General features: G+C 70.2%; 13 protein-coding genes and 1 tRNA gene. 9 read left to right on the top strand and 5 right to left on the bottom strand.

What is annotated here, in order from left to right:
* Positions 1 to 6 precede the first annotated feature (6 nt).
* The 6 genes from ABD331_RS36155 to ABD331_RS36130 all read left to right on the top strand — a co-directional run bounded on the left by ABD331_RS36155 (position 7) and on the right by ABD331_RS36130 (position 7,844).
* The gene (locus ABD331_RS36155) at positions 7 to 1,566 is read left to right on the top strand and encodes an NAD(P)-binding domain-containing protein (protein ID WP_344485202.1); all 1,560 of its coding nucleotides are present in this window, start codon (positions 7 to 9) and stop codon (positions 1,564 to 1,566) included.
* Positions 1,567 to 1,579: 13 nt separating this feature from the next.
* Complete coding sequence (locus ABD331_RS36150) at positions 1,580 to 2,944, top strand: cytochrome P450 (protein WP_344485199.1); 1,365 nt, start codon at positions 1,580 to 1,582, stop codon at positions 2,942 to 2,944.
* The gene (locus ABD331_RS36145) at positions 2,913 to 4,241 is read left to right on the top strand and encodes a cation:proton antiporter (protein ID WP_344485195.1); all 1,329 of its coding nucleotides are present in this window, start codon (positions 2,913 to 2,915) and stop codon (positions 4,239 to 4,241) included. The genes ABD331_RS36150 and ABD331_RS36145 overlap by 32 nt, the downstream gene beginning before the upstream one ends.
* Before the next feature lie 75 nt (positions 4,242 to 4,316).
* Complete coding sequence (locus tag ABD331_RS36140) at positions 4,317 to 5,006, top strand: response regulator transcription factor (RefSeq protein WP_344485193.1); 690 nt, start codon at positions 4,317 to 4,319, stop codon at positions 5,004 to 5,006.
* A complete protein-coding gene (locus tag ABD331_RS36135) occupies positions 5,003 to 6,277 on the top strand; it encodes a sensor histidine kinase (RefSeq protein ID WP_344485190.1) in 1,275 nt (424 codons plus the stop codon). Before ABD331_RS36140 ends, ABD331_RS36135 begins: the two co-directional genes overlap by 4 nt.
* 10 nt (positions 6,278 to 6,287) lie before the next feature.
* Positions 6,288 to 7,844, top strand: coding sequence for a phospholipase D family protein (locus ABD331_RS36130; protein ID WP_344485187.1), 1,557 nt, complete (start codon positions 6,288 to 6,290; stop codon positions 7,842 to 7,844).
* 123 nt (positions 7,845 to 7,967) lie between these two features.
* Here ABD331_RS36130 and ABD331_RS36125 read toward each other — a convergent pair whose 3' ends face one another.
* The 3 genes from ABD331_RS36125 to ABD331_RS36115 all read right to left on the bottom strand — a co-directional run bounded on the left by ABD331_RS36125 (position 7,968) and on the right by ABD331_RS36115 (position 11,005).
* Positions 7,968 to 9,323, bottom strand: coding sequence for a hypothetical protein (locus ABD331_RS36125; protein ID WP_344485182.1), 1,356 nt, complete (start codon positions 9,321 to 9,323; stop codon positions 7,968 to 7,970).
* Positions 9,324 to 9,403: 80 nt separating this feature from the next.
* Complete coding sequence (locus ABD331_RS36120) at positions 9,404 to 10,816, bottom strand: glycoside hydrolase family 6 protein (protein ID WP_344485179.1); 1,413 nt, start codon at positions 10,814 to 10,816, stop codon at positions 9,404 to 9,406.
* A gap of 114 nt (positions 10,817 to 10,930) precedes the next feature.
* Positions 10,931 to 11,005: transfer RNA gene (locus tag ABD331_RS36115), tRNA-Met, on the bottom strand.
* Positions 11,006 to 11,333: 328 nt separating this feature from the next.
* On the opposite strand from ABD331_RS36115, the gene ABD331_RS36110 reads away from it, so the two are divergent.
* The gene (locus ABD331_RS36110; protein ID WP_344485176.1) at positions 11,334 to 12,167 is read left to right on the top strand and encodes a protein phosphatase 2C domain-containing protein; all 834 of its coding nucleotides are present in this window, start codon (positions 11,334 to 11,336) and stop codon (positions 12,165 to 12,167) included.
* A gap of 3 nt (positions 12,168 to 12,170) precedes the next feature.
* On the opposite strand, the gene ABD331_RS36105 is transcribed toward ABD331_RS36110, so the two are convergent.
* Both ABD331_RS36105 and ABD331_RS36100 read right to left on the bottom strand, forming a co-directional pair.
* Positions 12,171 to 12,689, bottom strand: coding sequence for a hypothetical protein (locus ABD331_RS36105; RefSeq protein WP_344485173.1), 519 nt, complete (start codon positions 12,687 to 12,689; stop codon positions 12,171 to 12,173).
* 699 nt (positions 12,690 to 13,388) lie between these two features.
* Positions 13,389 to 13,853, bottom strand: a complete 465-nt coding sequence (locus ABD331_RS36100; RefSeq protein WP_344485170.1) for a hypothetical protein — start codon at positions 13,851 to 13,853, stop codon at positions 13,389 to 13,391.
* A gap of 187 nt (positions 13,854 to 14,040) precedes the next feature.
* Between ABD331_RS36100 and ABD331_RS36095 the strand changes: the two genes are divergently transcribed.
* Both ABD331_RS36095 and ABD331_RS36090 read left to right on the top strand, forming a co-directional pair.
* Positions 14,041 to 14,442 carry a tyrosine-type recombinase/integrase gene (locus tag ABD331_RS36095; protein WP_344485167.1) on the top strand — a complete coding sequence of 134 codons (402 nt, stop codon included), beginning with the start codon at positions 14,041 to 14,043 and terminating at the stop codon, positions 14,440 to 14,442.
* A gap of 74 nt (positions 14,443 to 14,516) precedes the next feature.
* Positions 14,517 to 14,708 carry a hypothetical protein gene (locus tag ABD331_RS36090; protein ID WP_187414518.1) on the top strand — a complete coding sequence of 64 codons (192 nt, stop codon included), beginning with the start codon at positions 14,517 to 14,519 and terminating at the stop codon, positions 14,706 to 14,708.
* Positions 14,709 to 15,440: the final 732 nt, after the last annotated feature.

Here is a 15,440-nt window from a genome sequence, read left to right as displayed (position 1 = left end):
GCGTCAGTGGTGGACAACACCCTCGACTACCTGGTGATCGGCGCCGGGCCCGCGGGCCTCCAGCTCGGCTACTTCCTGCACAAGGCGGGCCGGAAGTACCTGATCCTCGAGGCGGGGCCGGCGCCTGGCCGGTTCTTCAGCACCTTCCCGCGCCATCGCACGCTCATCTCGATCAACAAGAAGCACACCGGATGGGACGACCCCGAGCTCAACCTCCGGATGGACTGGAACTCACTGCTGTCGGACGACCCCGGCCTGCTGTTCACCGGCTACAGCGACCGCTACTTCCCGCACGCCGACGACATGGTGCGCTACCTGAGCGACTTCGCCGAGAAGTGCGGGCTGCGGATCGCCTTCGACTCGCGCGTGGCCCGGGTGGACCGGCCGTCCGGCTTCCGCGTGACGGTGGAGGACGGCCGCACCTACGAGGCGCGCCGGGTCGTCGTCGCGGCGGGCGTCACCCAGCCGAACATCCCGCCCATCCCGGGCATCGAGACGGCCGACCCGTACGGCACCGCCTCCACCGACCCGGCCGACTACCTCGGGCAGCGGGTGCTCGTCATCGGCAAGGGCAACTCGGCGTTCGAGACGGCCGACAACCTCATCGAGACGGCGGCGGTCATCCACGTGGCGGGCCCGCACTCCGTACGGATGGCCTGGCGCACCCACTACGTCGGCCACCTGCGCGCGGTCAACAACAGCCTGCTCGACACCTACCAGCTCAAGTCGCAGAACGCGCTGCTCGACGGCGACATCAGGCGCATCGAGCGGCAGCCGGACGGCACCTACCTGGTCACGGTGGCCTTCGCCAGGGTCAACGAGGTCACCAAGGACATCCCGTACGACCGGGTGATCGTCTGCACCGGCTTCCGCTTCGACTCCTCGATCTTCGCCGGCGACTGCCGCCCCGACCTGGTGATCAACGGCAGGTTCCCGGCGCTCACCCCGGCGTACGAGTCGGTCAACGTGCCCGGCCTGTACTTCGCCGGCACCATCACCCAGTCGCGCGACTTCAAGCGCGGCACCAGCGGCTTCATCCACGGCTTCAGGTACGGCGTGCGCGCCCTGCACCGGATCATGGAGTCGCGCCACCACGGCGTGCCCTGGCCGGCCACGGAGCTGCCCGCCGACCCGGCGGCGCTGGCGGCGGCGGTCATCGGCCGGGTCAACCGCTCCTCGGCCCTGTGGCAGCAGTTCGGCCTGCTGGCCGACGTGATCGTGCCGGACGGCGACGGCACCGCCCGCTACCTGGAGGAACTGCCGTTCGACCTGCAAGGCCCGCCGATCGGCGACCGCGGCCACTTCGCGATCACCCTGGAGTACGGCCCGGACCACGACCGGATCGACCCCTTCGACATCGAGGTGGGCCGCATCAGCCAGAGCGACTCGGCCCGCGCGCACGAGGGCCACTACCTGCACCCCGTCGTGCGGCACCACCTGCCGGGCCGGCCCGTCGCGGTGCACCACGTCACGGAGAACCTGGAGAACGAGTGGGACTCCCCCGAGGTCCACGTCGAGCCGCTCCGGGCCTTCTTCGCCGCGCGGCTGGCCGGCGTGCCCGCGTGAGGAGGGGACGGGCATGCTGACCGCCGCGCTCATCACGGTCGTGCTGCTCGCCGTGCTGGCGAGCCTGCCGTGGTGGCTGCCCGCCAGGGTCGTGGCGCTGCGGGTGCGCGTGTTCGAGCGGATCAACGGGGACGAGGGCATCCCGGTGCCCGGCGACCTCGTCCCCGTCGAGCGGTTCGAGCAGGTGTACGCGCACCCGGCCGCCGGCGGGCGCAGCAAGGGGGCGGCGCTGTCGGACGTGTTCTGGTACTGGCTCTCGCCCGGCCCCGAGATGCACCAGGAGCACCTGGAGGCGGGCGACGCCTACGACGCCGTGGCCCGGCTGACGCGCCGCATGCTCGCCGTGCGCCGTACCGAGGCCGAGGAGCTGGCCCGCCGCTGCGCGGGCCGCGCGCTGCGGGACGTGCGCGGCCTGGTGCGGCTGCGGGACCTGATGATCCCGCTGTGGGCGGAGTTCTCCTACGAGCTGGTCTTCGCCGAGCCCTGCCCGCGCGAGGCCCGCGATCTCATCGCCGGGAACGCCGCCGACGTCGCCTCCTCGCTGAAGTGCACGAGCCTGCGGCACATGGGCCGCCGCGACCGCCTCAACGCCTACCTGCTGCGCAACCTGCACCGGGTGCGCCTGCCGCTCCCCGAGGGCCTGACACCGCGGCAGCAGGCGTACTACCTGCACGGCGCCTTCTTCACCACCGCGGTCGTGCAGTTGTCGGAGGCCATGGCCCACCTGCTGCTCGTCCTCGCCCGGCACCCCGCCGTGCAGGAGCGGGCCCGCGCGGGCGACGACCGCTACCTCGACCAGGTGATCGCCGAGACGATGCGGCTCTACCCGCTGTTCGGCATCGCGCACCGCATCACCACCGGCGACATCGAGCTCGACGCGCGCACCACGATCCCCGCCGGGTCGGTGCTCTGCTTCAACTACCCCGCCTTCCACCACGCCGGCTGCCCCGACCCCGGCCGGTTCGACCCTGACCGGTTCGCGGGGCCCGGCGCCAAGGACCTCAACCACATCCCGTTCGGCGTCGCGGCCAACCGGCCGTGCCCGGCCTGGCGGCTGGCGCCGATCGCCATGCGGGCGGTGACCCGCGAGGTGCTGGACCGCCACGTCCTGGACTCCTCCGTCACCCACACCAGGTCCATGCCGCATCGCGGGCCCTGCCTGCTCACCCCTCGCGGCGCCCCCCACCGGCCCGGCCGCGCGCTGGCCTACCTGCGCGTGCGCGACCGGTGGGAGGGCGTCTGGCGCAGCCTCGTCCAGCTCGTCCTCGGCACGTACATGGTGTGGGACGCGCGCAGGCTGCGGCTGTGCGAGCGCCACTTCGCCTCTGACGCCCCGGAGAATACCCATGCACATCCTGGCTCACGTCACAGCTCCTGACGCGAACCTCGCGCTGGTGCTCAAGGTCCTGCCCGCCCTCGTCGTGCTGCTCCTCACGGCGGCGATCTGCGGGCGGCTGGCCCAGCTCGTGATGCAGCCGCGCGTGCTCGGCGAGATGGTCGCCGGCGTGCTGCTCGGGCCGACCCTGTTCGGCTGGCTGTTCCCCGAGGCGCAGGCGGCGCTGTTCCCGCCCGAGGTGCGGCCCGTCCTGTACGTGCTGAGCACCATCGGCCTGACCCTCTACATGTTCCTCGTCGGCGCCGGCATCGAGCAGGGCGCGCAGACGCCCGGCGAGTTCCGCAAGGCGGGCGTGCTGGCCGCGTCGGGCATCGTCCCGTCGCTGCTGCTCGGCGCCGCCACCGGCTTCCTGCTGTACGACCTGCTCTCCCGGCCCGACGTGCCGCCGTTCCAGTTCGCCCTGTTCGTCGGCGGCGCGCTGTCGCTGACCGCCTTCCCCATGCTGGCCAGGATCCTGTACGAGCGGGGCCTGGAGCACACCCCCATCGGCCGGCTCACCCTGCTGGCCGCCTCCATCGACGACGCGCTGGCCTGGTGCATTCTGGCCGTCCTGTCGGCCATGCACCTCGGCGGCGGCGCGGGCGGCGCGCTGCCCACGATCGCGCTGACCGCGCTGTTCGCCGTCGTCATGCTGAAGGTCGTGGCGCCGCTGCTGCGCCCGATGGGCAGGACCGTCGCGCGCACCGGCCGGCTCGGCCCGACCGCCATGTACGTCGTCATCCTCGTCCCGCTCGCGGCGGGCTGGGTGACCGACTGGATCGGCGTCTACTCGGTGTTCGGCGGCTTCTTCGCGGGCCTGGCCATGCCCCGCGACCCCGCCTTCCGCCAGGCGCTGCACAGCCGCATGATGGAGCTCGTCTCGACGCTGCTGCTGCCCACCTTCTTCACCTTCTCCGGGCTGAACACGCAGCTCGGCGGCATCGCGGGCGGCGCCATGCTGGGGGCGTTCGGGCTGATCCTGGCGGCCGGGTTCGCCGGGAAGTACTTCGGCTGCTCGCTGGCGATGCGCGGCATCGGGTTCGGCAAGCGGGAGTCGTACGCGGTGGGGGCGCTGATGAACGCCCGGGGCCTGATGATCCTCATCTTCATCAACATCGGCCTGGCCCAGGGCATGATCACGCAGGAGCTGTTCGCCATGCTGGTGCTCGTGGCCGTCCTCACCACCGCGGGCGCCCTGCCCCTGTACAAGCTGGCACTGCCCGACCGGCTGGAGGCCGGCGCCCGCGCCGAGGCCCCAGCGGAGGAGCGGCCCGTCGAGGCCCGGTCCCCTTCCCCGTGACCGCCCGCGTGGTTCTGGTGGGCCAATGACCGAGTGGACCTGGAAAATCCGCCACGGCGGTGCAACCGTGGTCTGGTGGCTGGGACATCAGGCACAGCCGGCCCCGCCGCACGCCGGCTGCTGCTCGTCGAGGACGACCGCGAACTGGGGAACATGCTGGTCGGCCTGTTCACCGAACAGGGTTACACCGTCGATCTGGCGCCGGAAGGGCAGCGCGGGCTGCACCTGGCGCTGTCCCGCGCGTACGACGTGCTCATCATCGACCGCGGCCTGCCCGCCCTCGACGGGATCGACCTGGTACGGCGGCTGCGCCGGCAGGCGGTCACCGTCCCGGTGCTCGTGCTCACCGCCTTCGGCACGGTCGCCGACCGGGTCACCGGGCTCGACGCCGGGGCAGAGGACTACCTGGTCAAGCCGTTCGAGATCGACGAGCTGCTGGCCAGGGTGCGCGCGCTGCACCGCCGCAACCTCGACCTGGCCGCCCTGCTGCCGCTGGGCGCGGGCTGGCTGGACACCGAGGCGCACGTCGTCCGGCTGCCGAGCGGGGAGCAGGTGACGCTGTCGGGCCAGGAGTGCCGGCTGCTCAGCGCGCTGGCCGTGCGCCCGAGCCAGGTGCACACCCGCCGGTCGCTGCGGCAGCGGGTCTTCGACGGGGCCAACAAGGAGTCGATCGTGGACACGTACGTGTACTACCTGCGCAACAAGCTCGGCTCCGGCGTCGTGGACACCGTGCGAGGTGTGGGCTACCGCCTGGGCGCGTTATGAGCGTCGCCCGGTTCGACCGGCCCCGGCTGCCGGACCCGGACCATCGGCTGCTCGTCCGCGCCAGGCGGCGCATCACCGTGCAGGTCGCGGGCGCGATCTCGGTGGTGCTGGCGCTCGTCGGCGTGCTGGTGTGGTGCGCCATGGGGCACAGCCAGGGCGTGGCCGCCGAACGCGACCTGGCCGCCGCCGCGCGGCGCTCGCCCGTGGCGTACCCGCCGCCCTGCGTGTGGCTGTACGAGCTGCGCGCCGACGGCACCGTGCGCGCCTCGCCCGGCGCGCCCGCGGCGCTGCCCGTACGGGTGGCGCTCGCGTACGTCGCGGCCGGGTCGGGGCCGCAGACGGCGCACGTCAGCGTGGCCGGGCGCGACTACCTGGTGCACACGCGCGAACGCGGCGGCGCGACCGTGCAGGCCGCGATGGACCTGCGCTGGCTGATGGCCGAGCAGCAGCGGCTGCTGCGCACGCTGATCGGCGCGGAGATCGCCGGGCTGCTGGCCGCGCTGCTGGTCGGGCAGGTCGTCTCGCGCCGCGCGATCGCGCCGCTGGGCGAGGCGCTGGCCCGGCAGCGCCGCTTCGCCGCCGACGTCAGCCACGAGCTGCGCACGCCGCTCACCCGGCTGCACACCCGCGCGCAGCTCCTGTCGCGGCGACTGCGCGGCGACACCGACCCGATCCTGCTCATCGACGAGGTGGACCAGCTCGCGACCGGCACCAGGCAGCTCGGCGAGGTGGTCGAGGACCTGCTCAGATCCGCCCAGTTCAAGCAGTTGCGCCGCCCCTTCGGCCCGGTGGACCTGGCCGTGCTGGCCGCCGAGCTGGCCGTGGCCGAGGACGTCAGGGCCGCTGCCCAGGGGGTGAGCATCGAGGTGCGCTGCGACGGGCCGGGCGACCACGTGGTGCGCGGGGTGGAGTCCGCCCTGCGGCGGGTGGTCTCGGCGCTGCTGGACAACGCGCTCGGCCACACCGGCGCCGGCGGGCACATCTGGGTGACGCTGTCCAGCGGGCCGGGCACGGTCGGCCTCACCGTCAGTGACGACGGCGCGGGCCTTGACCCCGGCGACGCCGAGCGGCTGTTCACCCGGTTCGAGGGGACCGGGTTCGGGCTGGGGCTGGCGCTGGTGCGGGAGGTCGTGGACGGCCACAACGGCACCATCACCGCCGACGGCCGCCCGGGCGACGGCGCCGAGTTCACCGTACGGCTGCCCGCCCACCCGCCCGTGCCGATCGTGGAGCCCGCCTATCAGAGGTATCAGCCGCCGCTGCCGGGGTAGCCAGAACCGAATGCGAATCGAGGACTGGTTCCTCACCGACGAGGAGCGCGGCAATCCGGCGACCAAGCTCGAGCCCTGGTCGTGCGGGAACGACGTGCGGCCGCTCGTCCACGGCGCCGCCTACTTCGCCGTGTTACAGGACTGCCTGGAGCGGCTGGACAAGGACGACCTGCTGCTGTTCGCCGACTGGCGCGGCGACCCCGACGAGCGCCTGACGCCCGGCGGGCCCACCGTGGGCGCCGCCATGGCGGCGGCGGCCAAACGCGGCGCGCTCGTCCGCGGCCTCATCTGGCGCTCGCACCTCGACCTGCTGCGGTTCAGCTCCGCCGAGAACCGCCACCTCGGCCAGGAGATCGAGGACACCGGCGGCCAGGCCCTCCTCGACACCCGCACCAAGCCGGGCGGCTCCCACCACCAGAAGTTCGTCATCCTGCGCCACGACCAGGACGCCACGCGCGACGTGGCGTTCGTCGGCGGCATCGACCTGTGCCACAGCCGCCGCGACGACGCCGCGCACGAGGGCGACCCGCAGTTCGCCCCGATGCCCGACGTGTACGGGCCGCGCCCGCCCTGGCACGACGTGCAGGCCGCCATCCGCGGCCCCGCCGTGGCCGAGGTGGAGAAGGTGTTCTGCGAACGCTGGGAGGACCCGGCCCCGGAGACCCGCGACCCGCTGCGCCGCCTGCGCGACCACCTCGGCCGCCTCGACGACGCCCCGCCGCTCCCCCACCCCGGCCCGCCCCCGCCACCCGCCGGCCGCCACCGCGTCCAACTGCTGCGCACCTACCCGGCCCGGCGCAACGGCTACCCGTTCGCGCCCGGCGGCGAGCGCAGCATCGCCCACGCCTACCGCAAGGTCCTCTCCCGGGCCCGGTCCCTCATCTACCTGGAGGACCAGTACCTGTGGTCCACGGACGTCATCGAACCGTTCGCCCGCGCCCTCGAACGCGACCTGGACCTGCGCATGATCGTCATCGTCCCCCGCCACCCCGACCAGGACGGCTGGCTCGCCGGCCCCGCCAGCCTCATCGGCCGCACCGACGCCCTGCGCCGCCTGCGCGACGCCGGCGGGGACCGGGTGGGCATCTACGACCTGGAGAACCACCACGGGACGCCCATCTACGTGCACGCCAAGGTGTGCGTCGTGGACGACGTGTGGGCCGCCATCGGCTCCGACAACGTCAACCTGCGGTCGTGGACGTACGACTCCGAGCTGAGCTGCGCGGTGCTCGACGAGGAGGAGGACCCGCGGGCGCCCGCCGGGGCGCTGCGGTTCGCCAGGGATCTGCGGCTGACGTTGATGGCCGAGCATCTGGATCTGCCTGACGAGCGGGTGGACGAGCTGTGCGATCCGGTGGCCGCCTTCGACGCGTTCAAGCGGTCGGCTGAGGCGTTGGAGGCGTGGCACGAGTCCGGCGGTGAGGGGCCGCGGCCGTCGGGGCGGCTGCGGCCGCATCCTGAGCCGCGCCTTTCGCGGGCGCGCAAGCTGATGGCGCTGCCGCTGTACCGGTTCGCGGTCGACCCGGACGGCCGCCCGCCGGAACTGCGCCGGACGCGCGGCTTCTGACTCTCCGCATCGGGCACGGCAGCCCGCGGTGAGCACGAACCGGATCATGACGACCCGGCCCGTGCCCCGCACCACGTCCGGCCTTCAGGTCGGCCTGCGCGTGGTGCCCCCGCGACGCGTTTCTCAGCGCTGCGCCGCCACGTACTCGTAGGCGCCCGCCTCGATGCCGCCGCCCGAGCCGACCGCCACCCCGTTCAGGTCGACCTGCCCGTACGCGACCCTGCCGAGACCGATCGCCTTGCTGCCGGCGAGCGGCCGCAGCGGGTTGGCCGGGTCGAAGCGCGGGTCCTCGAAGAAGTTGCCGACGCCGTCGTCACCCGCCTGGTACTGGTCGCCCTCCAGCACGTTGTACGAGTTGGCGGCCCCGGTCACGCCCGGCGCGTAGACGCTCTTCTTCTTGGCGTAGATGGCGTTCTGCGTCATCGTCAGATGCTGGTTGGTGCAGGTGGCGTCGCAGACCACGCCCTCGGCGTCCTCGTGGGTGAGGTAGATGGAGTTGTTGCGGAAGACCGTGCGCAGCACGGGCCCGTTCGGCTCGATCGGCGAGCCCGCCTCCTCCTTGTACGGGCCGCGGGTGACCATCCCGCCCCTGGTGCGGTCGCCGTAGATGGCGTTGTACTCGAACACGTTGTCCGCGGTGCCGTCCGGGTCCTGCGTCTGGCCGTTGGCCGAGGTCAGCGTGCCCAGCTCGGTGAAGGTGTCGTTGTCCACCGAGATGTTGTGGTGCACCCGGTTGCGCGAGCCCTTGAAGATCTCGACCGCGGCGCCGTCGAAGACGTAGTCGAAGCTCGGCGCGATCGAGCCCCTGATGTCGTTCCAGGAAATCTCGGAGTCGTCGCCGTGGACCAGGATGGCGAACGCGCCCGAGTCGTCGTTGGAGTACTCCTCGCCCATCTCCGAGGCGTCGGTGTTCACGCTCATCACGTTGTTGTTGACGAACTCGTTGTTGTTGATCGAGGTGTAGTCGGCGTCCTCGTCGATGAAGACGCCCGCCGACGCGCCCGTGATGTAGTTGCGGTTGAGGAAGTTGTGGTCGCCCTCGATCGAGAACCCTGACCACTCGCACCGGCCCGCGCCCTCCACGCCGACCTGTAAGTCGTAGACCTCGAGGTGGTCGCCGGACAGCAGCACGCAGGCCACCTCGTCGGTGCCCTTGATCACGGGCTTGGCGCCGGTGCCGTACGCCTCGACGACGATCGGGGCCGCCTGCGTACCGGATTCGGTGATGAGCAGTTGCTCCGCCCACGTGCCGCCCCTGCGCAGCAGCAGCTTGGAGCCGGCGGTCAGGTTGGCCGCGTTGGCCTTGGACAGCGTCCGCCACGCGGTCGCCTCGGACGTGCCCTGCCTAGCGTCGTTGCCGCTGACGCTGTCGACGTAGTAGGTGACGGGGGCCGCCGCGGCGGCCGGGGTGGAGATGACGCTCACGGTCATGAGCGCGAGAGCGGTGACGCCCACCGCTAAGCGTTTCCGGTCTGACATGGGGATCTCAGCCTCCAGAGAGCCGCGGGCGCGGACCGCGGCCGGCCGGCCGCGGTCCACGTGTTGGGGGGTGTACGACGTCAGGGGTTGCCGTTGATCAGAGCCATGGCCAGGTCGGGGCTGAAGGTGCCCGCGGGGATCGTCCCGGCGATGCCGCACGGCCCGTCGGAGTCGCCCGGCACCTTGACCCACAGCAGGTACTCGGCGCCGCTCGTCTGCTGCCGCGGCGTGGCGCCCAGCTTGCGCTTGGGCGGATTGCACCAGTTGTCATCCGGCGTGCTGTCCACGTACGGGCCGTTGCCGTTCCGGCTGGTGTCGATCACGTACGTCTTCGCGCCCACCGACGGCTGCAGCGCGGCCTTGACCGCCACCGCGTACGTCTCGCTGTCGGCCGTGGTGATGTAGTTCGACACGTTGACCGAGAAGCCCCGCGAGCTGGCGATGCCCGACTTCACCAGCCGCGACGCCATCTCCGCGGCCGGGATCCAGGTGGCGTTGCCCGCGTCGAGGTACACCCACGCGTTCGGCGCCTGCGCGCGCAGCACCTGCGCGGCGTCCAGCAGCATCCGGTACTGGTCCTCGGGGTCCTTGCCGATCTGCGTCACGCATCCGGCGGCGGCGACCCCGTCGGGCTCCAGCACGACGATGGCGTGCCGGGTGCCGATCGCCTTGGCGAACTCGGTGACCCAGGCGTGGTACCCGGCCGCGTCACCGGCGCCGCCGCCCGAGTGCCCGGCGCACGCGTCCCGGTTGGGGATGTTGTAGGCCACCAGCATCGGCAGCCGGTCAGCCGCCTGCGCGGCGCCGACGTAGGTGTCCACGGCCAGCGTGAGGTCACTGAACCAGCCGCCGAACCACTCGAAGATCGGCTTGCTGCCGATGTTCGTCATGATGGTCGTGTTGCCGTTGTCCGCGGCCCACTTGGCGGGGTGCGACAGCGGCGACACGTACAGGGACGTGGGCCTGGTCGTCTGCGTCTCCATCAGCGAGACGTTGTCGAGCCGCACGACCGGCTTGCCGCCCGACCCGCCGAGCTGGAAGGTCACCTCGGCCGCCGTCGCGGAGGCGGACGCGGCCGTGAACGGGATGCTGTAGCGCTTGCTCGCGGTGGTGAGCTGCACGTCGGCGGCGAGCGACTGGTTGGAGCTGGGGGTGGCCGTGTACTGCACCGTGGTCCTGGCCGTGAAGGCGACGGTGGAGTAGGCGTCGAAGGAGAGGGTGTAGCTCTTGCCGGGGTTCAGGGCGGCGGTGGTGGGTGCGGCCACCATCGCGTCCCAGGGGTTGGCCACGACCTGCGTGACGTCGATCCGCAGGCGGTTGCTCTCGGCGGCTACGGTGGTCTGTCCGATAGCGGCCCAGGGGGTGGTCGAGCCGGTGAAGGTGCCGTTCGCGATGAGCTGGGCGGCGGCGGAGGCCGGTGGCGGGACGGATAAGGTGGCGACGGTCAGGACGGCGGCTAACGCCGCGGCTCTTGCTGTTGAGAAGAGTCGCACGTGATCACCTTTCGGTGGGGTCCGGCGATGATCATTGCTGACTCACTCTGACAAGGTCAAGAAAAGCTCATTCTGCTCACTGGCGCCTGTGCGGTGGTGGCGCGATCTTCTCTGTACCTGCACCAGGACTCGAACCTGGGAACCTCCGCATTATGAGTGCGGCGCTCTCACCGACTGAGCTATGCAGGCGTGCGCGTCGACTATCGCATCAGACCAGACCCGCCCTCCACCCATTTTTCCCGCCTCACGCCCGACTCCCCCGCCTCACCCTCGACCCCCCGACCCACACCCTCGCTCCCCGGCTCACACCCTCGACTCCCCGCCCCGCGCCCGACACCCCCGGCTCACACCCGGACTCCCCGCCCCACACCCCAACTCCCTGCCCCGCAACCACTCCCCGGCTCACACCCGACTCCCCCACCCCCACCGGACTCCCCCACCCACACCGGACACCCACCCTCCCCCATCCACACCCCGACACCCCACCTCACACCCCGACTCCGACGAAGGAGAGCATTTGTTCCTTCACAGCAGGCCCGGCAGCCCCGACAAGCCGAACGAGGACTATGTCGCCGCAGCCGCCGGCACCACGACCCAGGCCCTCCTGCTCGACGGCGCGGGCGGCCCCGCCGAACTCCCGACCGGCTGCCACCACGGCACCCCCTGGTTCGTCGCCCACCTCGGCGAGGCCGCCATGACCCACCTACGCACCCCCGACACCGACCTGAACCTCGCCCTCGTACGCGCCATCGCCTCCGTCACACGAACGCACCGCGCGTACACCTGCGACCTCGCCCACCCCGGCACCCCATCCAGCACGGCCGCCCTGTTCCGGCTCAGGGCCGGCCACATCGAACACCTCGTCCTCGGCGACTCCACCTTCGTCGCCGACATCGACGGCGAGATCGTCACAGTGACGGACCGGCGCATCGAGGCAGTCGGCCACAACCTCTGGCAACGAATGGCCTCGCTCCCCACCGGCACCCCCGCCCACCAGTCGGCCCGCATCGCCTTCGTCGAACACCAGCGCCGCATGCGCAACCACCCCCGCGGCTACCCCATCGCCTCGGTCCACGACCAGGCGGCACGCGACGCGCTCACGGGCAGCCATCCGGCCGGGCAGGTGCGCCGCCTGGCCCTGCTGAGCGATGGCGCCACCCGATTCGTCGAGTTCGGCCTGGGAACCTTCGCTGACCTCCTGGACGTACTCGATTCACGCACGCCGTGGCGCCTGTTCGACGAGATCCGAGCGGCCGAGACCAGCGACCCCGGGGGTGAGCGCTGGCCGCGGGCCAAACGCCACGACGACATCTCCGTGGTGTTCCTACCCGGCGGCGAGATCGGATGGTGACGCTCAGGACAGGTAGCAGGAGACGCCCTTGGGATTGAAGGCCACCCCGCCGGTGGTCTCGATCCTGATCAGCTTGGGCTTTTTGGAACCGTACGAATAGGTCTTCTTCGTGATCGTGTAGCGCTTTCTGATTCCCTGCGGGTAAGCGCGGTATACCTGGCCGCTCTTGGTGAACACCGGGGAGGTGCACTGCGCCGTCACCGTGACCGAAGAACTCTTGCTCCAGCCCAGTTGCCCTGCGACGAAACCTCGCGAAACGCCCAGCCCAAGGTCGATGGTGCGCGCGACGGAGCGGGACTTCGAAATCGAGCAGGTGCCGCCCTTTCCTGCCGAGCAGGTCGCCAGCACGCGGTCACGATTGACCGCGGCCGTGTGCGTGCTGGTCACTTTGACGCTGTAAACGAACCGGAAGGTCGGGCCGATCGGATCCGCGGACGCGCTGGGAGCGGCGCAGACACCGGCGACGGCCATGGGGAGAAGGACTCCAGTGAGCGCGGCCACCCATTGTCGGGTGCGGGACATGCGCGTTCCTCTCTGCCGGGAGAATGGGCACGTACTTGTGCGGCGGACGCTAACAAGGGCCGGTATGCGGCAGGTATGCGCGCGTCGGGGGGCGGTCTCCGGGAACGGCGTCGCCTCAAGGGCGGCCAGGAGCCTTGGTCGCTCAGGAAGACCTTGAGCTGCAGCGACGTTCATGACCAGACCTCATTGCGCATCCCGGACGTCACGCAGTTCGTCACTCACTTACGCGATGGGACGCGAACCAGCTCTTCGCCATCAGCCTTGTTCCACGCAGATCTCGGGACGAGGTCGATCACGGCCAAAAGGTGCAGGACCCGATGCCGACAAGAGTTCCGTCGATGGCCTTGGTGGTCTTCTCATTGAAAGGACATTTCATCTTCACGGCCTGAACTGGTCGCACGTCGTGACCCTCGACGCGTCCTGAAGCCTCTGAGCGCCACCCGCAAGGCGCCGGCAGGGGGACGATCAGGATGACTTGGTGGCCGCCGCCCAGAACAGCCCCAAGATGAGCGCGCCGGCAACGCCCCGGTGGACAGCCGTCACTGAGACGGTCTACCGCCTGCAGATGACGGGTCGTCGCCAGGCACTCGGTCAGGGAAAGACCGAAGGGCCACTCCCGCGCGTGAGAAGTGGCTGCACTCTGTCGCTGCACCGCGCCGGTAGACGAACACGACCGGTTCCCGAGCGATTTGTCCTGGGTCACCGCAGCCGTCGCCTCTTGTCATGCCTCCGCTGAACGGCGGGCGGGTTCCTGACAGGCCGTGCGGGGGGAGCTCCGAGCACGTCGTCGAGGAAAAGCGTGACCCACCACCAGCTCATGCCGCAGTCGTTCACCTCGGTGGCGATCTCCCTGCCGCATGCCTCACACGCCAGGTTGGGCCCATCGTTCGGCCCCCAGCCGCAGCACCCGCCCCCGGGGGGATTCGGAGGGCAGGTCAACGCGATGATGTCCGCCGAATTCACGACGATCGATCTGCCTGGCCCTTCGGACACGAACTCGCGGCCGTACCCCGCGATGGCGATGTACGGCTTCCGCCGGACTGACCGCGGATTGACCGCGTACCTGCCCTGCGGGATCAGCTGCGGCTTCTCATCAGTCAGGCTGAGCTCACGATCGGACTGGAGGCCGGTGGGGTAGTCGGTCTCTTCCAGGTCCAACGTCACAGCCGTACCGCACGTGGCGCACGCAAACATGACCATTGTCGTGAATGTAGTCGAATCCCGAACGTCCGTCTGGCACGGAAGGGGTGTGGTTCAGCTCGATGGCTCCGGCGTCAGCCATCTACAAGGGGGCGGTTCGGGGCGTCTCCTCGTCGGACAGGTTACGTCGCACCGGGCCGGACGTGCCTTGGTGGAGCCCAATCTGACGCTTGCAATGTATGCGCGGTATGAGAGCTTCGTGCGGTTATACCTTGTTCCCGGGCTCGGCTCTCGCCGCCTGGACAAGTTGACGGTCAAGCATGTCCGCGAGTGGCGCAACAAGCTCCGTCGGACCTGCCAGTGCTGCGCTCTGGGCAAGGATGCCCAGCGGCGCACGCCGAAGCGCTGTGCCATGGGCAAGTGCTGCCAGAGCGTCTTGTCCGCCCGCACGATCAAGGACGCTCGGGACAGCCTGCGAGCAGCGCCGAGCATTGCCATCACCGAAGAGATCATCTCCAAGAGCGCAACCGGAGCGGTCCGTCTGCCGATGCTGCGTCGTGGGGAAGTGCTCGGGCTCGTCCAGCGAGGGTCGATCTCGATGCATGCGAGCTGACGGTCGCCTGGCGACTCCAACGTGTCGGCGGCAAGCTGCACCATCGTGAAACCAAGACGCCTGGGTCGGCGGCGGTGCTGCCGATCCCGGACATGTGCGTGGCGGCGCTCAAGGAACGGTCAGAACAGCAGGTGGTGGACAAGGCCGCGGCCGGTGTGGCGTGGGTCGATAACGGATCGGTGATCACAACCAGGCACGGCACGCCGTACGAGCCGCGCAACGTCAGTCCACTCGTCGTACGTGCGCGTCGCTCCTCGTCGCGTTGAACGTGCACCCGCGGGTGGCGATGCAGATCCTCCGTCACAGCGAGATCACGGTGACGATGGACGTCTACAGCGAAGCACCGAACGAGGAGACCAGGAACGCGTTCAGGCGGTTGGGTGGCAGCCTCGATTCATGGAGACTACTGCACATTGCTGCTGCACAAAGATCGAAAGGGCCACTCCCATTTGTGGGATGTGGCCCTTGACCTTGGTGGGCGATACTGGGATCGAACCAGTGACCTCTTCGGTGTGAACGAAGACGGAAACCCACTTCCGAGGGCGGACGTTGCTCTGAGCTGCAAAAACATCGAGCAGCATCGAGCAGCACTTAGCAGGACTTGGCGCACGCGTGGCGCACGCTGGGCGCACGAACGCAGCGTGACCTTAGTCCTGATCACTAACGCACACGGACTGTGCGTGACGTAAGGAATCGGTCCAGGACCGGTGTCCTTGCGTCGGTCCTGGACCCCTCCTCGGAGGCGATCCACTCATGACTGCTCTCTCTATCCGCTCTCTCTGGCAACGGCTCCGGCTTCGACCACGAAAGCCAACTGCGCCACCTCACAACACTCATCTCCACAGCGGCGCAGAGACGCATGGGGACCGGTTGAGGTGCCCAGCAGATTCCGGACAGTCGGCTACATAAGCTGACAGAAGTCTGGAAGAGGTAGGTACGTGGCAAGGCGTCGTAGGCAGTTCTCGCCGGAGTTCAAGGAAGAAGCCGTCCGCATGGTG

The sequence above is a fragment of the Nonomuraea monospora genome (genome assembly GCF_039531895.1).
GTDB classification, from domain to species: domain Bacteria; phylum Actinomycetota; class Actinomycetes; order Streptosporangiales; family Streptosporangiaceae; genus Nonomuraea; species Nonomuraea monospora.
This window is presented reverse-complemented; position numbering and strand designations above follow the sequence as displayed.